Below are 24,794 nucleotides of genomic sequence, written 5' to 3'. Positions count from 1 at the left end.
GGACCTGTGACCTGACCGGTCACAGGTCCGCTGACGGCATATCAGCGCCAGTGGGCGCAGCAGCCACGCTGCCCGTACGACGGATGGGGATCCCGACGTGACCACCGAAGCCAACCCCACCGACTACAGCGCCGCCCGCGCCCGGCTGCTCGCCGAGCCCGGGGTGGGCGGCGCCGAGCGCCGCGCGGCGCTCGCCCGGCTCACCGACGACTGGCTGGCCGGCCTGCTCACCGCGGCCGGCGCCCCGCCGGGCGTCGCCCTGGTCGCCGTCGGCGGCTACGGGCGCGGCGAGCTCTCACCCCGCAGCGACCTCGACGTACTGCTGCTGCACGAGGGCGCCGCCGACAGTGCGCTGGCCGAGCGGATCTGGTACCCCGTCTGGGACAGCGGCGCCGCCCTCGACCACTCCGTCCGCACCCTCGCCGAGGCCCGTACCGTGGCGGCCGCCGATCTCAAGGCCCAGCTGGGCCTGCTGGACGCGCGACACATCGCCGGCGACGGCGCCCTCACCGCCTCGCTGCGCTCCGCCGTGCTGGCCGACTGGCGCTCCGGCGCCCCCGAGCGGCTGCCCGAGCTCAGGGAGCTGTGCGCCGACCGCGCCGAGCGGCACGGCGAGCTCTCCTTCCTGCTGGAGCCCGACCTCAAGGAGGCCAGGGGCGGCCTGCGGGACGTCGTCGCGCTCGGCGCCATCGCCGCCAGCTGGCTCGCCGACGCCCCGCGCGACGGTCTGGACGCCGCCGCCCGCCGGCTCAGCGACGTCCGCGATGCGCTGCACCTGGTCACCGGCCGGGCCACCGAGCGGCTCAGTCTCCAGGACCAGGACCAGGTCGCCGACCGGCTCGGGGTGCTGGACGCCGACACCCTGCTGCGTCAGGTCTACGAGGCCGCCCGGACCATCACCTACGCCGGTGACGTCACCTGGCGGGCCGTGGACCGGCTGCTGGCCACCCGCTCCACCCGGGGCCGGCGCTCCTCCCGGCTCTCGTTCCCCTTCACCGGCACCGGCCGGGGAGCGGGCGCGGTGGCGCGCGGCGCCATAGAACGCCGGCCGCTCGCCGAGGGTGTGGTCGAACAGGACGGCGAGGCGGTGCTCGCCCAGGGCGCCCGTCCGGCAAGCGACCCGGTCCTGCCGCTGCGCGCCGCGGCGGCCGCCGCCCAGGCCGGGCTGACCATCTCGTACGCGACGGTGCGCCGCCTGGCCGCCGAATGCCGCCCGCTGCCGGTGCCCTGGCCGGACGAGGCCCGGGCGCAGATGATCACCCTGCTGGGCGCGGGCGAGGCCTGTATCCCGGTCTGGGAGGCGCTGGAGGCGGAGGGGCTGATCACCCGGCTGCTGCCGGACTGGGAGCGGGTGCGCTGCCGCCCGCAGCGCAACGCCGTGCACCGCTGGACGGTGGACCGGCACCTGGTGGAGACGGCGGTGAAGGCCGCCGCGATGACCCGCCGGGTGGCCAGGCCCGACCTGTTGCTGGTCGCGGCGCTGCTGCACGACATCGGCAAGGGCTGGCCCGGCGACCACAGCGAGGCCGGCGAGGTGATCGTGCGCGACGTGGCCGTCCGGATGGGCTTCGACCGGGAGGACACCGAGACCCTCGCGGTGCTGGTGCGCCACCACCTGACGCTGGTGGACACCGCCACCCGCCGCGATCCGGACGACCCGGCGACCGTCGACCTGATCACCAAGGTGGTCGCCACCCTGCCGCAGCTGGAACTGCTGCACGCGCTCACCGAGGCCGACGCCACCGCCACCGGCCCGGCCGCCTGGAGCAGCTGGCGGGCTTCGCTGGTGGACGGCCTGGTCGCCCGGGCGGCGGCCCAGCTGGCCGGCGGTTACCCGGGGCCGGCCGACGCGGAGCCGACCGCGGAGGAGGAGCGCCTGGCCGTGGAGGCGGCCCGCACCCAGGGCCCGGCGCTCTCCCTGCGGGCCCAGGCAGATCAGGACTCCTTCACCACCGAGCCGATGGGCGTCGAGCTCACCCTCGCCGTCCCGGACCGGCCCGGCCTGCTCGGCACGGTGGCCGGGGTGCTGGCCCTGCACCGGCTCACCGTGCGCAAGGCCGGCCTGCGTGAGCTGGATCCGATCGGCGCCGGCGCCGTGCTGCTGCTCTCCTGGACGGTCGCCGCCGAGTACGGCGAGCTGCCGGAGGCCGCCCGGCTGCGGGCCGATCTGCGCCGGGCCCTGGACGGCTCGCTGGACGTCGCCCGCAAGCTCGCCGAGCGGGACGCCGCCGCCCCACGCCGACGGGGCATCAGCACCCCGCCGCCGGTGGTCTCGGTCGCCCCGGGCGGCGCCTCGGCCACCGCCACCGTCCTGGAGGTCCGCGCGCACGACGCGCCGGGCCTGCTGCACCGGATCGGGCGGGCGCTGGACGCGGCCGGCGTACGGGTGCGGACGGCGCACGTCAGCACGCTGGGCGCGGACGCGGTGGACGCCTTCTACGTGACGGACGCGGCCGGTCTGCCGCTGGCGCCCGAGCGGGCGGCGCAGGTCGCGGCGGCGGTGCAGGCTGCGCTCACCTGAGCCGGGCGCGGGTGCGCGCCCGGCCCACCGCGGCGCGGGCCCGCCGTGGCCGCCGGGCCCGCGCCGCGCCCGGTCAGCTGACGCTCATACCCCGCTCGGGCCAGGACCCGGACTCGGCGAACTTGGCGTTGATCTTCCGAGAGGCCTTCAGGAACTCGTAGTCGGCCTTGCCGTCACCCGACGCGGACCGCCGGCTCCCCTTGTCGACGGTGAGCGTCCTGGTCATGGTCTGCGGGTCGTCCCCGAAGACGTACTGCACGCTGTCGGCACCCTCGGCGATCCTGTTGAAGTAGACGATCGCTGCCATCACCACTCACCTTCGAAGTCTTCGCGCTTGTCCAGCGGGACATTCTCCTGCCAGTTGTACGTCTGGTTGGCCACCCGGTGCGCCTCCTGGTAGGTGGCCCCGGGGTGCTCGCGCAGGTAGGTCAGCTCCGCCAGCTCGTGCTCCACCAGGATGTGGTCCTCGGGCATCGCCCGTCCGCTGCGCAGCCGGATCCAGGCGTCCGCGATCTCGGGGTCGGCGTCGAACTTCCGCTGGACCACCTGACCGGTCTCGTAGTCCTCGATCGGATGCTCGGTGTCGAACACGTGCTTCTTGATCGAGGCGATCTCCTCCGGGGTGTAGCCGTGGCTGCCGTCCGGCCGGAGCACGTCTCCGTTCTGGCTGCTGATCGCCTCGATGTCACGGTCGTTCTTGAGGAAGTCGGCGTACGCGTCCTCGGCCCACCTGGTCTGGGCCGGGTCGTCCAGCAGATCGCGGGGCCGGCGGCGGGCGCCCGTCAGCCACTCGTCGCCGAAGGGCTTGGGCCGCAGGTCCTCGGCCGCCTCCCGGCCCGCGGTCTCGGCCGCGTCCCGCCCGGCGTTCTCCGCCACCTCCCGGCCGACGTTGGCCCCGACGTCCTCGGCGATCGCACCGGCCTCGCCGGCGCCGCCCGTCGCGACGCCGAACGCCACATTGGTGGTGAGCTTGCCGAACGCCTCGAACGGATCGGAACCCCACCCCGAGCCGACCACGGCCGAGAGCAGCTCCATCGGGTGGTTGGTGGCGTGCAGCAGGCCGGCGGCGGTCGACGACACATGGTCGGCGTACTGCGCGGGGTGGGTGAGGTTGTACGGGTCGGTCGGGTTCAGCCCGCGCACGAACTTCACGATGTCGGCGGCGCCCTTGACCAGGCCACCGGCCAGGTGGAGCTCACCCACCTCCAGACCCTGGAAGGTGTCGCTGACGTCATGGCCCATGCGGGACAGGAAGCTCGGTTCGGACGGAGCCGTCGCGGTCGCGGTGTCCAGGGCGGCCTTGGCCTGCTCGGCCGCGACGTCGCGCTGCGCCCGGGCGCTCCTGAGGACCTCCTGGGCCTGCCCGAGGACGGCCTCGCCCGGATCCGTGAACGCGCCCGGCGCGGTGGGCTGCTGGGCGGGCGGCTGCCCGGCGGCGGCCCGCCGGTTGTAGTCCCGGACGGAGGCGTTGTAGGAGTCGACCTGCTTGTTGTACGCCTCGCGGGCGTCCTCGGACGCCTTCTTGGCGCGCTTGTAGAGGTCAATGGCCTGCTTGGCCTGCTGCTGCGCCCAACCGACCGTGTGGCCGTACTCCACCAGGGCCCTGGCGGCGGTGTGACAGGCGTCCGCGGCGGTCAGCCAGAGCTTGGGGTGCGGCGCGAACCTGGCCCGGAAGGCATCGCCCGCCTCGCCCCGCCAGTGATCGGCGTCGAGCCTGGTCAGGCCCTGCCCCGTCGCCTCGAACGCGACATGGAACCGCTGGAGGTGACCGGCCGACTCGCCGATGGCCTGCACGTCGCCGTGCACCAGATCCCCGGGGTCGTCGGACTCCCCGAGCCCGTACTCCCCGACCTGCGCGCCGAGACTGTCGGCGACGCTGTCGCCGAAGGTGTCCACCGCGTGCGCGGCGTCGTGCAGGCCCACCGCGTCCAGCCCGTCGCCGACGAGGTGCGCGGCGCCGTCGACGGCCGAGCCGACGGTTTTCTTGGTCGAATCCCAGGCGTCCTCCAGCCCGTCGCCCACACCGTTGATGAAGTCACCGAGCCCCATCTCACTCCCCGCTCTCGGTGCGCTGCGGCGGCAGGATCCTGGTACCGAACACGTCCGTCTGGAGCTGGTCATACCGATCGCCCAGCCTGGCCGCCTCGGCGGCCTTGCGGCGCAGTCCCATCGGGCCGTCCATCAGGTCCCGGCCCTCGTCCCGCCAGGTCTGCTCCATGTGCTCGGCGGCCTTCGCGGCGGACTCGGGCGAGAAGTCGGCGTCCCTGACCTGGGTGTACGGGTTGTCGGCGAAGGTCTGGCCCCAGGACTGCTTCTCGACCTCCTCCTGGGTCAGATCCGGATTGCCCATCGCGGCGTTCACCACGTCCTTGAGCGTCCCCTCCACGTACTGCTCCTGATCGTGGTAGAGGCCGGCTGACAGGCCCAGGCGCACGGCGATCTCGTTGCCGTCCTGCACCAGGGTGCGTACGCCCCAGGCCCAGCGTTCGGAGAAGGCGGAGAAGGACCCGTGCAGGCCGGCGTGGCCGAGCTGCATGCCGGACAGGTCGATGTTCGAGAACCCCCGCCCGACCTCGGCACTCTCGTCGATACCGAGGGTCTTGAGTTCGGCGATGGCCTCGTTGATGCCGGCCGCGGCCAGCTCCAGCGCCTTGGGATCGACCGCGTAGCTATCGGCCATCGGAGCCGCCCCTGGCACGGTCCACCGCGACCGAGTCCGGCACGATGCCCGTGACCGGCGGCAGGAACGCGGGGGAGGGACCGGCCACGTCCAGCACCACGCCGGCCGGTACGCCGACGGCCGGGACGGCGATGTCCAGCAGCCGTGCGCCGTGGACGGTGACATAGGGCCACCCGGCGTTGGCGGCGTCGGCGGTATCGGCGATGCAGTCCGTCGCCGGGGCGGTGGCGGGTGGAGCGGCGGCCGCCGGAGCGGTGCCCGTAGGGCTCGGCGCGCCGGCGTCCCGGAGCCGCTCGGCGGCGAACCTGGCGAGTGTGTCCGGGCCGGTGAAGGCGTACAGCCAGCGGATCCCGCCCAGGTCGGCGGTCCACCAGCGGCCGTCCGAGGTGGTCGGGACGAGCACCGGGCTGTCCCGGAACTCCGCGATCAATCCGACCGGATCGTAGTGATCCGTTCCCAGCTCGGCCGCCCGTGCGGCCAGGTCCACGACGCCCATGACGCGCCCCCTCCGATCGCAGGCATGACGCACGGGAGGCTAGTGGGCGCGGGCCCTCGTGGACACCCGCGATCGGGTAAAGAGATCGTTCGGATCCTGGGGTGGAGACCGTACCCGGGGCGGCCGGATACCCTGGGGGCGACGACCGTACCCGTACCGATGCCGCAAGGGACCCGCGACCGACGTGTTCGACACTCTTTCCGATCGCCTCGCAGCGACGTTCAAGAACCTCCGGGGCAAGGGCCGCCTCAGTGAGGCGGACATCGACGCCACCGCCCGCGAGATCCGGATCGCGCTGCTCGAAGCGGATGTCGCGCTGCCGGTCGTGCGGGCTTTCATCAAGCAGGTCAAGGACCGGGCGCTCGGCGCCGAGGTCTCCGGCGCGCTGAACCCCGCCCAGCAGATCATCAAGATCGTCAACGAGGAGCTCATCAGCATCCTCGGCGGCGAGACCCGCCGGGTCCGGTACGCCAAGACCGGACCGACGGTGATCATGCTCGCCGGTCTGCAGGGTGCCGGTAAGACCACCCTCGCGGGCAAGCTCGGCCACTGGCTGAAGAAGCAGAAGCACACCCCGCTGCTGGTGGCCTGTGACCTCCAGCGCCCCAACGCCGTCAACCAGCTGAGCGTCGTCGCCGAGCGCGCGGGCGTCGCGGTCTACGCACCCGAGCCGGGCAACGGCGTCGGCGACCCGGTCAAGGTCGCCCGCGACTCGATCGAGTTCGCCAAGCAGAAGCAGTACGACGTCGTGATCGTCGACACCGCCGGCCGCCTCGGCATCGACGCCGAGCTGATGCAGCAGGCCGCCGACATCCGGGCCGCGGTCAACCCGGACGAGGTCCTCTTCGTCGTCGACGCGATGATCGGCCAGGATGCGGTCACCACCGCGCAGGCCTTCCTCGAGGGCGTCGACTTCACCGGTGTGGTGCTGTCCAAGCTGGACGGCGACGCCCGCGGTGGCGCGGCCCTCTCGGTCGCGCACGTCACCGGCCGGCAGATCATGTTCGCCTCCAACGGCGAGAAGGCCGACGACTTCGACGCCTTCCACCCGGACCGGATGGCCTCGCGCATCCTCGGCATGGGCGACATGCTCAGCCTGATCGAGAAGGCCGAGCAGACCTTCTCGCAGGCCGAGGCCGAGAAGATCGCCTCCAAGCTCCAGGGCGGCGGCAAGGACTTCACGCTCGACGACTTCCTGGCCCAGCTGGAGCAGGTCCGCAAGATGGGCTCGATCTCCAAGCTGCTGGGGATGCTGCCCGGCATGGGGCAGATCCGCGAGCAGATCAACAACATCGACGACAAGGACGTCGACCGCGTCGGCGCCATCATCAAGTCGATGACCCCGGCCGAGCGGACCGACCCCAAGATCATCAACGGCTCGCGGCGGCTGCGTATCGCCAAGGGTTCGGGCGTGGGCGTCGGCGAGGTCAACAACCTGGTCGAGCGCTTCTTCGACGCGCGCAAGATGATGTCGGCGATGGCCTCCGGCAAGGGCATGCCCGGTATGCCGGGCATCCCCGGCATGGGTGGCGGCGGCAAGAAGTCGGCGAAGAAGGCCCCCGCTGCCAAGGGACGCAAGAAGTCGGGCAACCCGCTGAAGCGGGCGCAGGAGGAGGCGGCCGCCGCCGAGCGCCGGGCGCTCGGCCCGGGCGCCGGTCAGGCGCCGGCCGAGGGCGGGGCCTTCGGGCTCGGCGCGGGCAAGGGTCCGGCCGATTTCGAGCTGCCGAAGGAGTTCAAGGACCTGCTCTAGTCCTTCGGCAGTTCCTCCGCAGTCCTCGGTGATTCCTCGACAGGACAGTCCTTCGGCGGCCCTGGCCCCTCGGCCCTCCGGAGCCCGGCTGACGCCCTTCGGGTGCCCGTCAGGTGCGGCCCGGCTTGCTGGGGACCGCCTTCTGGGGACCACCGGGGGAGCGCGTCGGGAGCGCATCGGGAGCGCATCGGGAGCAGGAAGTCGGCCCGGCCGACTTCCTGCTCCACGCAGCTCAGGCAGACAGCGGCCCGCCGCCCCGTACATCCCGGGCGGCGGGCCGTTGCCATGGCCGATGATGGTGGGGTGAGAGTGACGATCCGGCCCCCTCGGGCCGCAGATGTGGCGCAGTACGCCGAGGCCGTACGCCGCTCCGCCGAGCATATCGGCCGGTGGAACCCCGTCGAGCCGGACGGCCTGCCCGATCTGTTGGAACGCCAGGGCCCGGGGCTGCGCACCTTTCTGATCATGGATCGGGAGACCGGTGGGCTGGTCGGCAAGTGCAACGTCGCTAACATCGTGATGGGCCGCTTCTGCAACGGCGCGCTCGGCTACGACTCCTACCTGCCGTTCGCCGGTACCGGTCGGATGGCCGAGGGCATGCGTCTGGTGGTGGACCGCTGCTTCGCGGACCAGACCCGGGACGGGCTCGGCCTGCACCGGCTGGAGATCAACGTCCAGCCGGACAACGAGCGCTCGATCGCGATGGCCCGGCGGCTGGGATTCCGGCACGAGGGCTTCTCCCCCCGGATGCTCTACCTGGGCGGCGCCTGGCGGGACCACGAGCGCTTCGCGCTCACGGCCGAGGAGTGGCCGGGCGCGGAGGTTTAGCCGGGTCGGGGCCGACATGGTCATGCTCGGTGCGCGCCCTTCGTGCCGCACGTACCGCATGTGCTGGTCCAGCCCGATGGGAGCCGGCGCAGGCTCGGCGCCAGGCCGGTGAAGGGGCCGGTTGGTGAGGACGGGCCGGTGAAGGGGCGGATTGGCTGAGCCCGAGGTCGGGTCACGCGGCCGGCCGCGCGAAGCCGTGCGACGTCGCGCGAACGCCGCTGGTTGCCCGCCGACCCGGGCATCCCGTGATCCCGGGTCTCCGAGCTGGGTACGGCCGCGCACGAGGGGCGCCCGCCATCCGGCAGGCGCCCCCTCCGGCGCTCACGCGCGGCCGCCCTGCGTCAGCGGCCCGGCCGCGAGGTCAGCGGGGCTGTTCGGCGACCACGTACCGGAACACGTTCGCCATCCGCACCGAGCCGTCCGGCCGCAGGTACGGGTGTAACGCCTCCTCCAGCTCCTTGGTCACCAGCGTCTGCCCCGAGTACTCCACCGCGCCCTCGTACAGCCCGGTCGAGAGCAGCCCGCGGACCGCGCTGTCGAGATCCGCGTAGGCGAACGGGCAGGAGACCCGGCCGCTGCCGGCCGGCCGTAGCCCGGCGCCCCCGAGCAGATCCTCCAGCCCGCCCGGCGCGCTGAGCGCGAAGGGGTCGCGCGCCGTGGTGCGACCCGCCCGGCGGCGCGCCACGTCCAGCACGGCCGCACTCTCGCAGCGCTCCGGCGGGCCCCAGGCGGCCAGTACGACGTGCCCGCCGGTCAGCGTCAGCCGGGCCGCCTCCGTGACCACCCGCTGCGGTTCGGCCGCGCCGGGCAACTGCTCGAAAACCGTGACGAGGGAGTGGGCCGTGCGGGGGACATCACCGCCCGCCGGCCCGGGCCGGCCGGCCCCTGCGACCCGCAGCCGGCGCCCGTGCGCCAGCTCCCGCAGCTCGGCCTCCGACTCCAGCCCGGCGACCTGCGCGCCCCTGGCCGAGGCCAGCAGCAGCGCCAGCCCCGACCGGCAGCCGAGCCCGAGCACGCTGGTGGCCGGGCCGACCTCCAGGCGGTCGTAGACCGCCTCGTAGAGCGGTACGAGCATCCGCTCCTGGATCTCCGCCCAGTCGCGCGCCCGGCTGCGCCCGCGCTTGGGCGCCCCTGTGCCGCCCTGCGCCCGCGTGCGCTGCTCGGTCGTGCCGGTCATCTGCGCTGAAGCCATCGCGGCCTCCATCCGGTCCCTTGGTGTGTCGTCCGTGGCTCCCCCCAAAGTCCCGCCCCACTCCAGCGAACAGCGGCTCGGGCGCGGCGTCCAGAGGGGTGCGGGGTGGTATCCGCGCGCCGTGGTGGTGCGCCCCTCGCCGTGCGACGGCCCGGCCGGGGTGCGGTCCGAGATTCGGACCGGGACGCGGACCAGCACGGGCGCCGGAACGCGGGCCGGGATACGGACGGGGATACGGATTCGAAGTCGGGGCCCTACTCCCCGTACCATTCGCCCCATGGCAAAGGCACCCGTTCTCACCCCCCAGGCGGACGACTTCCCGCGCTGGTACCAGGACCTCATCAACAAGGCCGAGCTGGCCGACAACGGTCCGGTGCGCGGCACCATGGTCATCCGACCGTATGGCTACGGCCTTTGGGAGCGGATGCAGCAGGAGATGGACGCCCGCATCAAGAAGGCAGGCGCGCAGAACGCCTACTTCCCGATGTTCATCCCGCAGTCGTACCTGACCAAGGAGGCGGAGCACGTCGAGGGCTTCGCCCCCGAGCTCGCCGTGGTCACCCACGGCGGCGGCAAGGAGCTCGAGGAGCCGGTCGTCGTTCGGCCGACCTCCGAGACGATCATCAACGAGTACTTCTCCAAGTGGGTGCAGAGTCACCGTGACCTGCCCCTGCTGATCAACCAGTGGGCCAACGTGGTCCGCTGGGAGCTGCGTCCGCGCGTCTTCCTGCGCACCACCGAGTTCCTCTGGCAGGAGGGCCACACGGCCCACGCCACCTACGAGGACGCCCGGGCGTACGCCTCGCGCATCCACACCGAGGTCTACGCGGACTTCATGATCAACGTGCTGGGCATCGACGTGGTGCTCGGCCGCAAGACCGCCAAGGAGCGCTTCGCCGGCGCCATCAACACCCTCACCCTCGAGGGCATGATGGGCGACGGCAAGGCGCTGCAGATGGGCACCAGCCACGAGCTGGGCCAGAACTTCGCCAAGGCGTTCAACACCACCTACCAGCTCCAGGGCGCCGAGCGCGAGCACGTCTGGCAGACGTCCTGGGGTGTCTCGACCCGTATGGTCGGCGGCCTGATCATGTCCCACGGTGACGACAACGGCCTGCGGGTTCCCCCGCGTCTGGCCGCCGTCCAGGCCGTCGTCCTCGCCATCAAGGGTGACGACGCGGTGCTTGCCAAGGTCCGCGAGATCGGCGCCCAGCTGGAGGCCGCAGGCGTCCGGGTGGTCGTGGACGACCGCACCGACACCCCGTTCGGCCGCCGCGCGGTCGACTGGGAGCTCAAGGGCGTACCGCTGCGCATCGAGGTCGGCCCGCGCGATCTGGAGAACGGCACGGCCATGCTGGCCCGCCGCATCCCGGGCGGCAAGGAGTCGGTCGCGATCGACACCCTGACCGCGCTGGTGCCCGGCATCCTGGAGGAGGACCAGGCGCTGCTGCTGCGCCAGTCCCGCGAGCGCCGCGAGGCGCGCACGGTGGACGTGAAGACCATCGAGGAGGCCGTGGAGGCCGCCGCCACGGGCTGGGGCCGGATCTCCTGGGCCGAGCTCGGTCCGGAGGGCGAGGCCAAGCTGGCCGAGCAGGGTGTCTCGGTGCGCTGCATCGTTGCCGCCGACGGGTCCGTCCCGCTGACGGACGACCAGGAGGGCAACATCGCGATCGTGGCCCGCGCCTACTGAGAATCTCGGCGCCGGTCGGCCCGGGCGGGTACGGACCCGACCCGGGCCGGACGCGTGGATGCATGGATGCGTACTGACGCGCACCGACGCGTACGGATGTCCACTCAGCGGCGCGTTACCGACGCGTAGCGCGCGAATTCCCCGGCTGATCCGGACCGATTTTCGGCAGTTGTCTAAGTCGATGCGAAGGCTACTGGCCGGTCAACTGCCAGTATTAACGGAATAGCGGTACGGTGTACGGCCCGTGGCCCTGTCAACTCGGCAGGGTCGGCGGGCCGTACGCTTTGGGGTGCAGCGCACCCCTGGGCGGAAGCCAAGAGCCCGGCGAGCTCCGGCGGGCCCAGAGTTGCAGGGGGTTGGTCTTGCGTCAGATCCGAAACGCGCAATTCGCGCGCCGACAGGTATTCCTGAGAGTTTGCTGGGAATTCCCGGCGATCGGGAACGTGCGGAACATCGGCTCTCTCTCCATCGTTGGTCTAGCGTGAGCACGACACAGCCCCTCGTCCTCGCGGCCGAACTGGCCGCCGCCTGGAGTGACATCCAGGCCCACCATCAGGACCTCCCCGATCTTGCCTCGCCTGAGGCGCTGATCGGCGAGTCCTCCTCGGCCTGTGGAACGCGGCTCGGTTTCGAGCGGCTGCTCCATGAGGCCGCCCACGGCCTGGCCGCCGCCCGGGACATCCGGGACACCTCGCGAGCCGGGCGCTACCACAATCGGCGCTTCCTGCTGCTCGCCTCCGAGCTCGGCCTGGCGCATCCGGTGGAGCCGCACGCGAGCAGCGGCTTCTCCCAGGTGACCATGCTCAAGGAGACCCGCGAACGGTACGCCGGGACGATCGAGCGGCTGGACCGTGCGCTCGGCGCCCATGAGGAGGCGGTGGCCGGCGACGGCGCGACGCGCGCCTTCCGCGGACCGGCCGCCCGGCACGGCTCCTCCGGGGGCGGCGTCCGGGTGAAGGCCGTCTGCGGCTGCGGGCGCAACGTCCGGGTCGTACCGTCGGTGCTTGCCCAGGCCTCGATCGTCTGTGGCGCCTGCCAGCAGCCGTTCCGGATTGCCTAGCCGGCGGCCGGGCTGACCGGGAGCGGGGGCTCTCGGTCAGGCCGACGCCGCAGGCTCGCCCGGTGGGTCGGGCCGGGTACGTCGAGTGCGTCACCCGGCTGCGTCGCCTCGGTGCGCGCCTCGATGGGGCGCCCCGCGGGCGCCACGCCGGTCCTCGTGCAGCTCGTCATGCGGACCCGAGGCGGGCCTCAGGGTGGACCGCGCGGCAGGTCTCAGGGCGGTCGTCAAGGCTGGTGTCCCGCCCCGGCCGGTACGCCGCTCGGGGCCTCTGGTCGGGCTCAGCAGTGCCGGTATGGCACAATTGACAGCTGAGTACTCGGCAGCCGAGCAGGACCCCTCTCTCCTACGGCTGGCGTGTCCCTTGAACGGCCGACCTCCGCAACCCCACGCGGCGGCGCGGCTGCTCACCCACGTCAACTCCAGGAGAATCCACTCCCGTGGCAGTCAAGATCAAGCTCAAGCGTCTCGGCAAGATTCGCTCCCCGCACTACCGCATCGTCGTCGCCGACGCCCGCACCAAGCGTGACGGTCGCGCGATCGAGGAGATCGGCATCTACCAGCCGACCTACAACCCCTCGAAGATCGAGGTCGACAGCGACCGCGCCCAGTACTGGCTGTCCGTCGGCGCCCAGCCGACCGAGCCGGTGCTCGCCATCCTCAAGCTGACCGGTGACTGGCAGAAGTACAAGGGCCTGCCCGCCCCGGCCCCGCTGCTCGTCGCCGAGCCCAAGGTCGAGGACTTCTCGCACCTGTTCGCGAAGGCCGTCGCCGGCTTCGAGGACAGCACCACCGGTGTTGCCATCACCCCGAAGGCCAAGAAGTCGGACAAGGCTGAGGCTGAGGCCGACGCCGCTTCCACCGAGGCCTGATCGTGATCGAGGACGCCCTCGATCACCTGGTGAAGGGCATCGTCGAGCACCCCGATGAGGTGCAGGTGCGCTCGCGCAACCTGCGCCGGGGCAACACCATCGAGGTGCGCGTGCACCCCGATGACCTCGGCAAGGTGATCGGCCGTGGCGGCCGGACCGCGCGCGCTCTGCGCACCGTGGTCGGCGCCCTCGGCGGTCGCAACGTCCGGGTCGACCTGGTCGACGTGGACAGCATTCGCTGACGCTGTTGGTTCAGCAGTCTGCTTTGAGGCCGGCCGGGACGCTTGTCGTCCCGGCCGGCCTTCTTCGTTTCCGGTACCGAATTCAGGAGAGCGATCACCGTGCAGCTCGTCGTCGGCAAGATCGGCCGCGCCCACGGCATCAAGGGTGACGTCAGCGTCGAGGTCCGCACCGACGAGCCGGAGCTGCGGCTCGGCCCGGGCGCGGTGCTGCTCACCGACCCCGCGTCGGCCGGCCCGCTGACCGTCGACTCCGGCAAGGTGCACAGCGGCCGGCTGCTGCTGCGCTTCGCGGGGATCAAGGACCGCAACGCCGCCGAGGCACTGCGCGGCACCATCCTGATCGCCGAGGTCGACCCGGAGGAGCGTCCGGACGACCCGGAGGAGTTCTACGACCACCAGCTGATCGGCCTGGACGTGGTACTGCTGGACGGCACCCCCGTGGGCGAGCTGACCGAGGTCGTCCACCTGCCCTACCAGGACCTCCTCACGGTCAAGAAGCCGGACGGGACCGAGGTCCTGGTGCCGTTCGTGACCAGGATCGTGCCGACCATCGACCTGGAGAACCAGCGGGCCGTCATCGACCCTCCGCCCGGCCTCATCGACCCGGCGGAGGCCGACGTCGTCGGAACGGCCACGGACTCGGACTCGGACTCGGACTCGGACTCGGACTCGGACTCCGAGTCGGGCGTCGACGTCGACGCCGACGCCAAGGAGAGCAAGTGACCTCGCCGCAGCCGGGTGGGGCCGCGGGCGTACCGGCCGAGGCGCAGTCGAACGCGTCGCCGGATGTGTCGTCGGACCTTTCGCCGGACGTGGCCGTGGCCGAGTCGACGGACGCGCTGCTCGCCGGCCGGAGCGTCGAGCATGCAGCGCAGCACGGGATGCGGATCGACGTCGTCACGATCTTCCCCGAGTATCTCGAGCCGCTGAACGTCTCCCTGGTCGGCAAGGCCCGTGCCCGCGGCCAGCTCGACGTGCACGTGCACGACCTCCGTAGCTGGACGACCGACATCCACCGCACCGTGGACGACACCCCGTACGGTGGCGGCCCGGGCATGGTGATGAAGCCCGAGCCGTGGGGGGCCGCGCTGGATTCGGTGATCGCGCAAGGTCCGGGGGGCGAGGTGCCGACCCTGGTGGTGCCCACTCCGAGCGGGCGGCCGTTCACCCAGGAGCTGGCGCAGGAGCTCGCGGCCCAGCCCTGGCTTGCGTTCGCGCCCGCCCGTTACGAGGGCATCGACCGGCGGGTGATCGAGGAGGCCGGCACCCGGATGCGGGTGGTCGAGGCCTCGATCGGTGACTATGTGCTCGCCGGCGGTGAGGTCGCCGTGCTGGTGATGGTCGAGGCGATCGCCCGGCTGCTTCCGGGTGTGCTCGGCAACGCCGAGTCCCATCGTGACGACTCCTTCGCACCCGGCGCGATGGCCGACCTGCTGGAGGGCCCTGTCTACACCAAGCCCGCCGAATGGCGTGGGCGGACCGTCCCCGAGGTGCTGCTCAGCGGCAATCACGGCAAGATCGCCCGCTGGCGGCGCGAGCAGGCCTTCGCCCGGACGGTGGCCAACCGCTCCGATCTCGTGCAGCGCTGGCAGTACGGCGCCTTCGACAAGAAGGACCGCGAGGCGCTGAGCATTCTCGGCCTCGCCTGGGACGAGCGGCTCGGCCGATTTCGGTCCGTGGCCGATGGTGTGGAAGAATAGGCGGCTGTTGTCTGTCGCTGGGCTTCTCGGGTAGGCGTTCACTCGTCCACTCCGGGGGAGCCATGTGGACCGGTGCCCCCGCCACGGGGGGATCACCGCCAGCCGATGCGGCCCGCAGCACACCCCATTGTTACGAACTTCCGTGGGCGGCCCGTGGCGCCTGCGATGGAGAGCAACATGAGCAACAAGCTCGCTGCTGTCGACGCGGCCTCGCTGCGCAACGACATCCCCGCGTTCCGCGCCGGTGACACCCTCAAGGTTCACGTCCGGGTCATCGAGGGCAACCGCTCCCGTGTCCAGGTCTTCCAGGGCGTTGTCATCCGTCGCCACGGCGCCGGCATCGGTGAGACCTTCACCGTCCGCAAGGTCAGCTTCAACGTCGGCGTGGAGCGCACCTTCCCGGTGCACACCCCGGTCGTCGAGAAGATCGAGGTCGTCACCCGCGGTGCGGTTCGCCGCGCCAAGCTGTACTACCTGCGTGACCTCCGCGGCAAGGCCGCGAAGATCAAGGAGAAGCGCGACCGCTGATCCGCTGGCCCTCAGCCATCGCCGGGGGTCCAGTTCGCTCGCCGGGTGCTGGCTGCCGCAAGGTAAGCTCAGCCTCCGATGAGCACGCACGAACCAATCGCGGACCGCGAAGGCCGTCCTGCACCCACGGGTGCGGGCGTTCCGTCGCGGTCCGCGGTCGTTTCTGCTCCAGCCGTCCGCGGTGTCCGCGCCGTCCGAGTGGTCTCCGCCGCCGAGGACGAGGTTGACGGAGCCCAGGCCGCGGCCGAGCCGCCGACCGACGGCAAGGCCAACGCTGAGGATGAGGCCAGGTCCGGGGCCAGGTCCGGGGCCGGGGAGTCCGGCGGGGGCTGGCGCCCGCGCGACCTGCTGCTTCTGGCCGGCGTCTGCGTCCTGGCGCTGCTGCTGGTGAACGCCTTCGTCGCGCGACCGTTCGCGGTGCCCTCGGAGTCGATGGAGAACACTCTCCATCCCGGGGACAGGCTGATCGCCAACAAGCTGGCGTACGCCTTCGGCGGCCACGTTCAGCGTGGGGATGTGGTGGTGTTCGACGGGACGGGCTCCTTCCTGCCGAGCTCGGCCGCAGCCAAGGGATTCGGGGCGTCGGTCCGCGGCTTCGCGGAGGATCTCGGCCTCGCGCCGGACAGCGACACCGTCTACGTGAAGCGTGTGATCGGCGTCGGCGGGGACAGGGTGACCTGTACCGGCCCTGGCGCCCGGATCACCGTGAACGGTGTGCCCCTCGACGAGTCCGACTACCTGGCTCCGGGTGATCAGCCCTCCAGCGTGGGCTTCGACGTGGTGGTGCCCACCGGCAAGCTCTGGGTGATGGGTGACCACCGCAGTGCCTCCCGCGACTCGCGCGACCACCTGGGAGAGCCGGGCGGCGGCTTTGTCCCCGCAGGCAGGGTGATCGGGCGGGCGGACTGGGTGGTGTACCCGTTCGGACACTGGAGCAGCCTGGACCGGCCGGCTGGCTTTGCCGCGCCAGGGGGGACGGGTGGGCATGGGGACGAGAGGTAGGGGGAGACCGGCCGGTCGCCCGTCGGCCCGGCACGGGGCTTCGGCCGCCTCCAGTGCCGAGCAAGGCACCGGGCGCAGGCGCAAGACTCCCACGGTGACACGCGGACGGGCAGAACGGCGTCGGGCGGCCCAGCGCGCGGCGCGCCGCCGCAAGCGCTCCTTCATACGCGAGGTCCCCGTGATCGCCGTGGTGGCGTTGCTGATCGCGTTGTTCATGAAGACCTTCCTGGTGCAGGTGTTCGTGATTCCCTCCGGCTCGATGGAGCAGACCATCCAGATCGGGGACCGGGTCCTGGTGGACAAGCTCACGCCGTGGTTCGGCAGTGAGCCCTCGCGTGGTGACGTGGTGGTCTTCAGCGATCCGGGCGGGTGGTTGGAGTCCGACCATCGGCCCTCGACGGACGGGCCGCTGCTGGGCGGGGTCAAGCACGCCTTCGCCTATGTCGGGTTGCTGCCCTCGGAGAACGAGCAGGATCTGATCAAGCGAGTGATCGGTGTCGCCGGTGACACCGTGGAGTGCTGCGACGAGCAGGGGCGGGTCAGCATCAATGGCTCACCGGTGGACGAGCCTTATGTCGCGCCGGCCAACGCACCGTCGAACCAGCCGTTCAAGGTGAAGGTTCCGGCGGGGCGGCTCTGGGTGATGGGTGACCACCGGGACGTCTCCGCCGACTCGCGGTTCCACATGGCGAACCCGGGCCAGGGCACCATCCCGCTGAGCAATGTCGTGGGCAGGGCGTTCGTGATCGCGTGGCCGCTGTCGCGCTTCGATCAACTTGACGAGCCGGCTTCACTCTCCTCGGTCCGGAATGCGTCGGCGGCGGGATCCGGGGTTCACTCCCATTCGGTGGCCGGTCGGCCGGTTCCGTCGGAACCCCCGCTCGTTATGGGTGTGTTGGGCGTCTTCCCGCTCATCGTCCGTCGGGTGCGGGCGCGCGCGGACTAGGGCCCGCCCATGCGCCCGGCCGCCAGGTCTGGCGTGTGGGATCGCGGGCAGGATGGCCAGGAGTGATAGAGAAGTGCTGGAGTGCCCGGTACTCGGTACCGGTTGCCCGGAGGCTGTGCTGGTGTCAGGCGTGCTCATGATGGGCCGCCCTGAGGCGGGTTCACGGTCGGTCAGGAGCGTGGTGCCCGCTGTGCGGCACTGGTGAGCGCGGGCGCGCGGGCGTCCGCACAGCAGGGAGGAGATGTCGTGGGGGATCTGGTGATCGGCGCCCGCTCGGGCGCAGGAGAGCCTGAGGGCTCCGGCAGCAGCCGTACGGTCCGGTCCGACGAGTCCGCAGAGCCTTCTGATTCCACGGAGGATTCCGCGGGGCAGTCGGCAGAGGAGTCGGACGCCGGCGATCGGGACGTACTTGGAGGCGGCGCGGGCGAGGACGACTCGGCGGAGCGGTCCGGCAAGGATCGCAAGCAGCGGTCGTTCTGGAAGGAGCTGCCGATCCTGGTCGGGATCGCACTGATCCTCGCGCTGGTGATCAAGACATTCTTCGTCCAGGCGTTCTCCATTCCGTCCGAGTCGATGCAGAACACGCTTCAGGTCGGCGACCGCGTGCTGGTGGACAAGCTGACGCCTTGGTTCGGCGCGGAGCCGGAGCGCGGCGAAGTCGTGGTCTTCCACGACCCCGGTGGCTGGCTGAATGACGAGCCGGCCGCGCAGAGCAGCAATTCCTTCGTCCGGGGCGTCCAGGACGTGCTGAGCTTCATCGGCCTGATGCCGTCGGCGAACGAGAAGGATCTGATCAAGCGGGTCATCGCGGTCGGCGGGGACACCGTGGAGTGCGCGGACGACGGCCCGGTCAAGGTGAACGGGATCGCCCTGAACGAGCCCTACATCTTCCCGGGCAACACCCCGTGCGGCACCAAGCCGTTCGGCCCCGTCAAGGTGCCCGACGGCCGGCTCTGGGTGATGGGCGACCACCGCGCCGACTCGCTGGACTCGCGCTTCCACATGGACCAGCCGGGTGGCGGCACCGTACCGGTGGACGATGTGGTGGGCAGGGCGTTCGTCGTCGCCTGGCCGCTGGACCGCTGGGCCACGCTTCCGGTACCGAGCACCTTCGATCAGAAGGGGCTGGCGGCCGCGATGCCGTACCTCCCGCCGGTTGCCGGCGCGGTCGGTGCCGTGGGCCTGCTGCCGTTGGCACGGCGGCTGGGGAAGAAGGAGTCCTGACCTCGCCGGCGCGCGGCTGACTCCGGTGGCGTGCTGAGACAACCTTCGCCTCCTTCCGGTGGAGCGATGGGCGCGCGGCCGGGTGCGCGGCAGCGGCGATGGTCCCGGATTCGGGTTCAGCTCTTGCGCGGGCCGTGGTACCGACGAGTAATCTGCTCGGACGTGCCACGGCCCGTCGGGCTTCGCGGCCCTGGGCAGGCCGGCTCGCAGGTTTCCGGATCGGTCGAAGGTGGACGGTGTCGATGAGCAGTGTCGCGGAGAAGTCGGTCGACCGGCCGGTCGCCGCCGCCATGCCTCGGCGCCGGCTGGCCGGCGTCGTGCAGGGGGTGGCGATCGCCCTGGGCTTCGTCCTCATGCTGGGCGGGTTCGCGCTCATCGCCGTCGACTACCGCCCGTACAGCATCCCGACCGCCTCGATGGCTCCGACGGTGCAGATCGGGGACACCGTGCTGGCCAGGAAGGTCGACGGTGGGGCGGTCGGCCGGGGGGATGTGGTGATCTTCCGCGATCCGCTCTGGGGCGGCGAGCTGATGGTCAAGCGAGTGGTCGCGGTGGGCGGGGACAAGGTCGCCTGCTGTGACGGCCAGAACCGGCTGACGGTCAACGGTACGGTGATCGACGAGCCGTACCTGTCGGGTCACGGGGTGCAGGGGGACGACTTCAGCACCGAGGTGCCGGCCGGGCGGCTCTTCCTCCTGGGAGACAATCGGCTGGGCTCGCTCGACTCCCGCACCCACCTGGACGCGGCGGGCGGCAGCGTCCCCGCCGACGAGGTGATCGGCCGGGTGGAGGCGACTGTCCTGCCGTTCGGCCGGGTAGGTCTGCTCGGGCGTACCGTGTCCTTCGATGCCCTCGGTACGGGGAAGACGAGTCCGGAGGGCCCGCTGAGGCCCGCCGCGTACGCCACGGTCGGCGGGGCGGCGCTGATCCTGCTGGCTTCGGCGGCCGGTGGAGTGGCCGCTCTGGTACGCAAGGTCGGGCGGCGACGCTCGCGCTGACCGCAGCGGGCGCCTCGGCTCCGAGGGGCCCGGCAGGGGAACGGGGAGGTGGGCGATGGCGGGATCCGGACGACGCCGCAGGGCGGCCCGGGTGCTGCTGCTCGACGAGCAGGACCGCCTGCTGCTCCTGCGTGGCTTCGACCCTGCGGAGCCCGGCGTCACGTGGTGGCTGACCCCCGGCGGGGGCCTGGAGCCGGGCGAGGATGTCCGGGCGGCGGCGCTGCGCGAGCTCGCCGAGGAGACCGGGCTTCGGAACGTCGAGCTGGGTCCGCTGGTGGCGTACGGCACGGTGTCGTTCTCCTTCCGCGGGGAGCGATTCGAACAGGAGCAGTGGTTCCACCTGGCCAGGACCAGGGAGACCACGGTGGACTTCACCGGCGCGGGCGCGGAGGAGCACGCCCTGCTGCTGGCGGCGCGCTGGTGGACGATCGAGGAGTTGCGGGCAGGCGGGGAGACGGTCTATCCGAGCGGGCTGGCGGACTTCGTGGAGCGGCTGCTGGCGGATGGGCCGCCTGTCACTCCAGTACGGCTCTGAGCGCTGGTGTGGTGGTCCACAATGGGTGGACGCGACAAGTTGAGGGGACGCCGGGATGAGTGCCGAAGATCTCGAAAAGTACGAGACCGAGATGGAGCTCAAGCTCTACCGGGAGTATCGGGACGTAGTAGGCCTGTTTAAATACGTGATCGAGACCGAGCGGCGCTTCTACCTCACGAACGACTACGAGCTGCAGGTGCACTCGGTCCAGGGCGAGGTGTTCTTCGAGGTGTCGATGGCGGACGCCTGGGTCTGGGACATGTACCGTCCGGCTCGGTTCGTCCGCAAGGTCCGGGTGCTGACGTTCAAGGACGTCAATATCGAGGAGCTGGCGAAGAGCGATCTGGAGCTGCCCTCCGACGATTCGGGCTTCGGGAACTGACCGTGGACGGCTCGCGCGCCGATGTCCAGCGATAAAGGGAATCATCACCTGCGCGAGTGACAGAAGTTATCCACAGGCCGTGGTTATCCACAGGAAATCGATACCCCCTGGCCCTGTTGCGGTGCTCGCGGCAGCCTCCCGTCTCGGAGGTGATCGCCGTGCGCGACTCGAAGCAGAAGCAGACAGCAAAGGCCGATCGGGCAACACGGGCCAAGCAGGCGCCGCGGACCGCGAAGGTCGAAGAGACAGCGGCCGGCCCGGGCGCGGGCCACACGAAGAGCTCGGTGCACGCACCGCCGAGCGGCGCGATCAGCAGCCGGGCGAGCGGCCACTCGGATGCACGGGGGCGGGGTCGGGGGCAGGCGAAGGAGCCGAGCCAGGCAGCGGCTGGCGAGCCGCAGGCCGGACGCGGCTCCAACAACGGCCTGGGCCGCTACGGGGAGGAGGTCGCCGCCCGCAGGCTCGCCGCCGACGGACTGCGTATCCTGGAGCGGAACTGGCGCTGTGCGGAGGGGGAGCTCGACATTGTCGCCCTGGACGGCGACACCCTCGCCGTCTGCGAGGTCAAGACCCGCTCCGAGCGGAGCTTCCAACAGCCCACCGAGGCCATTGACCAGGCAAAGGCCGACCGACTGTGCCGCCTCGCCGAGCGTTGGCTCGGCGAACGCTGGCCCACCCACTTCGCCGAGCTGGCCACCGGCGTGGGCGGATCGTCGGCGCTGCCCGCCGCCCTCATGCCGTGGCCCGCCCCGACGCCTCCGGGCGGTGTGCGGATCGACCTCATCGCCGTGATCAACAAGGTCAGGGGCGCCGCCGTGGTCGAGCATGTCCGAGGGGTGGTCTGAGATGGCCTTCGCGCGTACCTGCTCGGTCGCCCTGGTGGGGGTCGACGGGGTGGTCGTCGAGGTCCAGGCAGATCTGGAGCCCGGCGTCGCGGCCTTCACCCTGGTCGGACTGCCCGACAAGGCACTCTCGGAGGCCCGCGACCGTGTCCGGGCGGCCGTGGTCAACAGCGGGGAGATCTGGCCGCCACGCAAGCTGACCGTGGGCCTGAGCCCCGCCTCCGTGCCCAAGAGCGGCAGCGGGTTCGACCTCGCCGTGGCCTGCGCCGTCCTCGCGGCCGCAGAGCGTCTCGACCCCTCTTCCATCGCGGAACTCCTGATCATCGGCGAGCTCGGCCTGGACGGCCGGGTACGTCCGGTCCGTGGCGTCCTCCCGTCCGTCCTGGCCGCGGCCGACGCCGGCTACCGGCAGGTCGTGGTTGCCGAGCAGACCGCGCCCGAAGCGGCGCTGGTGCCCGGCGTCTCCGTCATCGGGGTGCGCAGCCTGCGCCAGCTGATCGCCGTGCTCACCGACGCGCCCGTTCCCGACGAGCCCTCCGACTCGGTCAGCGGTCGGCCCGATCCACTGATGGCGGGGCTGATGATTCCCAGCGGGGGAGTGCGCGGCCTCCCCGGCGGCCGGGCCGGGGCGCTCGACCTGGCCGACGTCGCGGGCCAGTACGAGGCGCGCCGAGCGCTGGAGATCGCGGCGGCCGGCGGGCACCACATCTACCTCAAAGGGCCGCCCGGAGCAGGAAAGACCATGCTCGCCGAGCGACTGCCCGCGCTGCTGCCACCGCTGACGCAGTCCGAGGCGCTGGAGGTCACGGCCGTCCACTCGGTGGCCGGGCTGCTCCCCGCAGGTCGGCCACTGATCGACAGCCCGCCGTACTGCGCCCCACACCACTCCACGACCATGCCCGCGATCGTCGGAGGCGGGAGCGGACTGCCCAGACCGGGCGCGGTGTCGCTGGCCCATCGAGGGGTCCTGTTCCTGGACGAGGCCCCGGAGTTCCCCGTCCGTGTCCTGGACGCGCTGCGCCAGCCCCTCGAATCGGGAGAGGTGGTGATCGCGCGATCGGCGGGGTCGCTGAGGTTGCCCGCGCGGTTCCTGCTGTGCCTGGCCGCAAACCCCTGCCCGTGCGGCCGGCATTCACGGCGGGGCGAGGGCTGCGAATGTACCCCCGCGATGGTGAGCCGCTATCAGGGGCGACTCTCCGGGCCGCTGCTGGACCGCGTCGACCTCCAGGTCCAGGTCGCGCCGGTGACCAGGGTCGAGCTGATGGAGCGTGACATCTCGGCGGAGAGCACCGCGACGGTCGCCGCGCGAGTGCTGGCGGCTCGTGAGCGCGCCGCCGCCAGGCTGGCCGACACTCCGTGGCGGACCAACGCCGAGGTGCCGGGCCATGAACTGCGCACCCGCTGGAAGCTCGGGCCGGGCGCGCTCGACGACGCCGCACGTCAGCTGGAGCGCGGACTGCTCACCGCCCGCGGACTGGACCGGGTGCTGCGCGTGGCCTGGACGGTGGCCGACCTCGCCGGCCGGGGCCGGCCGGACCGACGGGATGTCCGTACGGCCCTGGTCCTGCGTACCGGGATCGAGCACGGGCTACCCGTCATGGACCCGATGGGCGGCGAGTTCGCCGGCACGGACGCCTAGATGAGAGCCCGCCGACTCGCTGATCGTCGACCGCCGGCCACTGAGCACGCACCGCTGAGCACACGTCAAGCATGGAGGTTGATGGTGAATCACACGCAGACCTCATCGCAATGGTCAGCCGCGACGCCCGGACGCTCGGCCGACCGCGCTGCCGACCACACGGCCGCGCCCCCGCCGCCACGGCCGGTCGCCGACCCTGAGCGCCGCGCCCGGGCCGCGCTCAGCAGGTTGACAGAACCGGGCGACGCCGTGATCGGCCGATGCCTGGCGCGGACCGACGCGGCCACCCTGCTCGCGGCCATCCGTGACGGCACAGCGCCCGCCCACCCCGATCTGGACCCCGCGCGGATGGCAGGCTACCGCGAACGCCTGGTCGGCCTGGATCCCCTCGCGGACCTCGAGCGGGTACGAAGCCGTGGTGGGCGCTTCATCATTCCGGGGGACACGGAGTGGCCCAGCCAGCTCGACGATCTGGGTGACGGCCGGCCGGTCGGGCTGTGGGTACTGGGCACCGGCTCCCTGCGGCTGCTGGCACTCCGGTCGGTCGCGGTGGTCGGCGCCAGAGCCTGCACCGCCTACGGTGCGCATGTGGCAGGCGAACTGGGTGCACAGCTCGCCGAACGCGGTTGGGTGGTCGTCTCCGGAGCGGCGTACGGGATCGACGCCGCCGCGCACCGTGGCGCGCTCGCCGTGGGCGGTCTCACCGTCGGCGTCCTTGCCTGCGGGGTGGACATGGCCTACCCGCAGGGACACACGGAACTGATCAGGCGGATCGCCGAGCAGGGCTTGCTGCTGAGCGAGCTGCCGCCCGGCGAGCATCCCAACCGTTTCCGCTTCGTGCTGCGCAACCGGGTCATCGCCGCCCTCACCCGGGGCACCGTGGTGGTCGAGGCCGCGTTGCGCAGCGGGGCGCTCAGTACCGCGCGGCGCGCCCGCGATCTCAACCGCCACACCATGGGCGTGGCGGGGCCCGTCACCTCCGAACTCTCCGCCGGGGTGCACGCGCTGATCCGAAGCGGCGCGGCGAGTCTGGTCACCGACGCCGCCGAGGTCTGCGAACTGATCGGAGCCATGGGCGACGACCTCGCGCCGCGCCGCGCCGGCCCCGTGGTGCCGCGGGACCTACTGGAGCCGGCCGTGGCGCGCGTGCTGGAGGCGGTGCCCGCCTCAGCGGAGGGGGCGCCCATCGAGCGACTCGCCCGGCAGTCACAGCTTCCGCCCGACGAAGTCCTGCAACGCCTCTACGAGCTGGCGTCGCTGGGATTCGTCGAGCGTCAGGGCGCGCACTGGCGGCTCGTACGGAAGGGGTGAGGCGCTTCGACAGCACGACTGCCAGGTCGGGCCGGCCGATGTATCCCAGCAGGTGGCTTTCAACGCCACCGGATCGGGGGACGACCGAGTGGCGGTAGCGCATTGCAGCGAGTCGGTCACGCTACGCTCGCAGTGGCTTCCCTATCAGCACATGACTCGGCAGAACGGCGCAGACCAACGTATGCCCACACACATTCCCGGACACAGGGTGACCGGTGGCGGGTGGTCCTCGGGAGGGCCGAGGACCGAGACGCGCCCCGTGGCTGACCTCCAGCCGAAAGCAACGGGCGCGATGGGGCTGACCCGGCAGAGCGGCCGGGCTGCTCCGGCTGCTCCGATGCCGCCGACCGTTCCGGCGG

At 71.8% G+C, this 24,794-nt stretch carries 24 protein-coding genes; 19 read left to right on the top strand and 5 right to left on the bottom strand.

The annotated features are described in order from the left end of the window. The first annotated feature begins 97 nt into the window (after window positions 1-97). Window positions 98-2,521: a [protein-PII] uridylyltransferase gene (locus ACIBH3_RS26465; protein ID WP_396314577.1), complete on the top strand. Its 2,424-nt coding sequence runs from the start codon at window positions 98-100 to the stop codon at window positions 2,519-2,521. Window positions 2,522-2,594: 73 nt separating this feature from the next. Here the strand turns inward: ACIBH3_RS26465 and ACIBH3_RS26460 are convergent, their stop codons facing one another. Genes ACIBH3_RS26460 through ACIBH3_RS26445 form a run of 4 tightly spaced genes read right to left on the bottom strand, consistent with a single transcriptional unit; the run spans window position 2,595 to window position 5,697 of the window. After that, window positions 2,595-2,828: a hypothetical protein gene (locus ACIBH3_RS26460; RefSeq protein WP_396314576.1), complete on the bottom strand. Its 234-nt coding sequence runs from the start codon at window positions 2,826-2,828 to the stop codon at window positions 2,595-2,597. Next, entirely contained in the window at window positions 2,828-4,570 is a 1,743-nt protein-coding gene (locus ACIBH3_RS26455) for a putative T7SS-secreted protein (RefSeq protein ID WP_396314575.1), read from the bottom strand. The genes ACIBH3_RS26460 and ACIBH3_RS26455 overlap by 1 nt, the downstream gene beginning before the upstream one ends. Before the next feature lies 1 nt (window position 4,571). Next, the gene (locus tag ACIBH3_RS26450) at window positions 4,572-5,201 is read right to left on the bottom strand and encodes a hypothetical protein (RefSeq protein WP_396314574.1); all 630 of its coding nucleotides are present in this window, start codon (window positions 5,199-5,201) and stop codon (window positions 4,572-4,574) included. Further along, window positions 5,191-5,697: a hypothetical protein gene (locus ACIBH3_RS26445; protein WP_396314573.1), complete on the bottom strand. Its 507-nt coding sequence runs from the start codon at window positions 5,695-5,697 to the stop codon at window positions 5,191-5,193. The genes ACIBH3_RS26450 and ACIBH3_RS26445 overlap by 11 nt, the downstream gene beginning before the upstream one ends. A gap of 184 nt (window positions 5,698-5,881) precedes the next feature. Here ACIBH3_RS26445 and ffh point away from each other — a divergent pair, with 184 nt between their 5' ends. Further along, entirely contained in the window at window positions 5,882-7,447 is a 1,566-nt protein-coding gene (ffh, locus tag ACIBH3_RS26440) for a signal recognition particle protein (RefSeq protein WP_396314572.1), read from the top strand. A gap of 285 nt (window positions 7,448-7,732) precedes the next feature. Then, a complete protein-coding gene (locus tag ACIBH3_RS26435) occupies window positions 7,733-8,275 on the top strand; it encodes a GNAT family N-acetyltransferase (protein ID WP_396314571.1) in 543 nt (180 codons plus the stop codon). Between the two features lie 361 nt (window positions 8,276-8,636). Here ACIBH3_RS26435 and ACIBH3_RS26430 read toward each other — a convergent pair whose 3' ends face one another. Next, the gene (locus ACIBH3_RS26430) at window positions 8,637-9,467 is read right to left on the bottom strand and encodes a class I SAM-dependent methyltransferase (RefSeq protein ID WP_396314570.1); all 831 of its coding nucleotides are present in this window, start codon (window positions 9,465-9,467) and stop codon (window positions 8,637-8,639) included. Between the two features lie 277 nt (window positions 9,468-9,744). Between ACIBH3_RS26430 and proS the strand changes: the two genes are divergently transcribed. From proS to dprA, 16 genes are all read left to right on the top strand, one after another. Next, the gene (proS, locus tag ACIBH3_RS26425; protein ID WP_396314569.1) at window positions 9,745-11,157 is read left to right on the top strand and encodes a proline--tRNA ligase; all 1,413 of its coding nucleotides are present in this window, start codon (window positions 9,745-9,747) and stop codon (window positions 11,155-11,157) included. Between the two features lie 481 nt (window positions 11,158-11,638). Beyond that, window positions 11,639-12,217 (top strand): hypothetical protein, encoded by a 579-nt coding sequence (locus ACIBH3_RS26420; protein WP_396314568.1) that lies wholly within the window; start codon window positions 11,639-11,641, stop codon window positions 12,215-12,217. A gap of 437 nt (window positions 12,218-12,654) precedes the next feature. Then, window positions 12,655-13,086: a 30S ribosomal protein S16 gene (gene rpsP / locus ACIBH3_RS26415; RefSeq protein ID WP_396314567.1), complete on the top strand. Its 432-nt coding sequence runs from the start codon at window positions 12,655-12,657 to the stop codon at window positions 13,084-13,086. Between the two features lie 2 nt (window positions 13,087-13,088). Further along, window positions 13,089-13,328, top strand: a complete 240-nt coding sequence (locus tag ACIBH3_RS26410) for an RNA-binding protein (protein WP_030306741.1) — start codon at window positions 13,089-13,091, stop codon at window positions 13,326-13,328. 99 nt (window positions 13,329-13,427) lie between these two features. Next, on the top strand, window positions 13,428-14,051 hold the full coding sequence (rimM, locus tag ACIBH3_RS26405) for a ribosome maturation factor RimM (protein ID WP_396314566.1): 624 nt from the start codon (window positions 13,428-13,430) through the stop codon (window positions 14,049-14,051). 158 nt (window positions 14,052-14,209) lie between these two features. Next, window positions 14,210-15,028 (top strand): tRNA (guanosine(37)-N1)-methyltransferase TrmD, encoded by an 819-nt coding sequence (gene trmD / locus ACIBH3_RS26400; RefSeq protein ID WP_396314621.1) that lies wholly within the window; start codon window positions 14,210-14,212, stop codon window positions 15,026-15,028. 177 nt (window positions 15,029-15,205) lie between these two features. Next, entirely contained in the window at window positions 15,206-15,556 is a 351-nt protein-coding gene (gene rplS, locus ACIBH3_RS26395; RefSeq protein ID WP_396314565.1) for a 50S ribosomal protein L19, read from the top strand. A 198-nt stretch (window positions 15,557-15,754) separates the two neighbouring features. Next, window positions 15,755-16,558, top strand: coding sequence for a signal peptidase I (lepB, locus tag ACIBH3_RS26390; protein ID WP_396314564.1), 804 nt, complete (start codon window positions 15,755-15,757; stop codon window positions 16,556-16,558). 178 nt (window positions 16,559-16,736) lie between these two features. Continuing rightward, a complete protein-coding gene (gene lepB, locus ACIBH3_RS26385) occupies window positions 16,737-17,504 on the top strand; it encodes a signal peptidase I (RefSeq protein ID WP_396314563.1) in 768 nt (255 codons plus the stop codon). 246 nt (window positions 17,505-17,750) lie between these two features. After that, window positions 17,751-18,728 (top strand): signal peptidase I, encoded by a 978-nt coding sequence (gene lepB / locus ACIBH3_RS26380; protein ID WP_396314562.1) that lies wholly within the window; start codon window positions 17,751-17,753, stop codon window positions 18,726-18,728. Between the two features lie 242 nt (window positions 18,729-18,970). Then, window positions 18,971-19,726, top strand: coding sequence for a signal peptidase I (gene lepB / locus ACIBH3_RS26375; protein WP_396314561.1), 756 nt, complete (start codon window positions 18,971-18,973; stop codon window positions 19,724-19,726). A gap of 55 nt (window positions 19,727-19,781) precedes the next feature. Beyond that, window positions 19,782-20,261, top strand: a complete 480-nt coding sequence (locus ACIBH3_RS26370; RefSeq protein WP_396314560.1) for an NUDIX hydrolase — start codon at window positions 19,782-19,784, stop codon at window positions 20,259-20,261. A gap of 55 nt (window positions 20,262-20,316) precedes the next feature. Then, entirely contained in the window at window positions 20,317-20,643 is a 327-nt protein-coding gene (locus ACIBH3_RS26365; protein ID WP_148642766.1) for a DUF2469 domain-containing protein, read from the top strand. Window positions 20,644-20,927: 284 nt separating this feature from the next. Continuing rightward, entirely contained in the window at window positions 20,928-21,488 is a 561-nt protein-coding gene (locus ACIBH3_RS26360; protein WP_396314559.1) for a YraN family protein, read from the top strand. A gap of 1 nt (window position 21,489) precedes the next feature. Then, a complete protein-coding gene (locus tag ACIBH3_RS26355; protein ID WP_396314558.1) occupies window positions 21,490-23,124 on the top strand; it encodes a YifB family Mg chelatase-like AAA ATPase in 1,635 nt (544 codons plus the stop codon). A gap of 81 nt (window positions 23,125-23,205) precedes the next feature. Then, window positions 23,206-24,435, top strand: coding sequence for a DNA-processing protein DprA (dprA, locus tag ACIBH3_RS26350; protein ID WP_396314557.1), 1,230 nt, complete (start codon window positions 23,206-23,208; stop codon window positions 24,433-24,435). Window positions 24,436-24,794 lie beyond the last annotated feature (359 nt).

This window comes from Kitasatospora sp. NPDC050543 (genome assembly GCF_044457565.1).
GTDB lineage: Bacteria > Actinomycetota > Actinomycetes > Streptomycetales > Streptomycetaceae > Kitasatospora.
The sequence above is the reverse complement of the archived record's forward strand: the minus strand, read 5'-3'. Positions and strand labels throughout refer to the sequence as shown.

Bases quoted from the DNA above. Each gene is read 5' to 3' on its own strand.
- ACIBH3_RS26445 (WP_396314573.1), bottom strand. From the start codon at position 5,697: ATGGGCGTCGTGGACCTGGCCGCACGGGCGGCCGAGCTGGGAACGGAT.
- ACIBH3_RS26460 (WP_396314576.1), bottom strand. From the start codon at position 2,828: ATGGCAGCGATCGTCTACTTCAACAGGATCGCCGAGGGTGCCGACAGC.
- dprA (WP_396314557.1), top strand. From the start codon at position 23,206: ATGGTGAATCACACGCAGACCTCATCGCAATGGTCAGCCGCGACGCCC.
- rplS (WP_396314565.1), top strand. From the start codon at position 15,206: ATGAGCAACAAGCTCGCTGCTGTCGACGCGGCCTCGCTGCGCAACGAC.
- ACIBH3_RS26355 (WP_396314558.1), top strand. From the start codon at position 21,490: ATGGCCTTCGCGCGTACCTGCTCGGTCGCCCTGGTGGGGGTCGACGGG.
- ACIBH3_RS26370 (WP_396314560.1), top strand. From the start codon at position 19,782: ATGGCGGGATCCGGACGACGCCGCAGGGCGGCCCGGGTGCTGCTGCTC.
- ACIBH3_RS26450 (WP_396314574.1), bottom strand. From the start codon at position 5,201: ATGGCCGATAGCTACGCGGTCGATCCCAAGGCGCTGGAGCTGGCCGCG.
- ACIBH3_RS26455 (WP_396314575.1), bottom strand. From the start codon at position 4,570: ATGGGGCTCGGTGACTTCATCAACGGTGTGGGCGACGGGCTGGAGGAC.
- ACIBH3_RS26435 (WP_396314571.1), top strand. From the start codon at position 7,733: ATGGCCGATGATGGTGGGGTGAGAGTGACGATCCGGCCCCCTCGGGCC.
- lepB (WP_396314561.1), top strand. From the start codon at position 18,971: ATGAGCAGTGTCGCGGAGAAGTCGGTCGACCGGCCGGTCGCCGCCGCC.
- ACIBH3_RS26430 (WP_396314570.1), bottom strand. From the start codon at position 9,467: ATGGCTTCAGCGCAGATGACCGGCACGACCGAGCAGCGCACGCGGGCG.
- ACIBH3_RS26365 (WP_148642766.1), top strand. From the start codon at position 20,317: ATGAGTGCCGAAGATCTCGAAAAGTACGAGACCGAGATGGAGCTCAAG.
- proS (WP_396314569.1), top strand. From the start codon at position 9,745: ATGGCAAAGGCACCCGTTCTCACCCCCCAGGCGGACGACTTCCCGCGC.
- trmD (WP_396314621.1), top strand. From the start codon at position 14,210: ATGCGGATCGACGTCGTCACGATCTTCCCCGAGTATCTCGAGCCGCTG.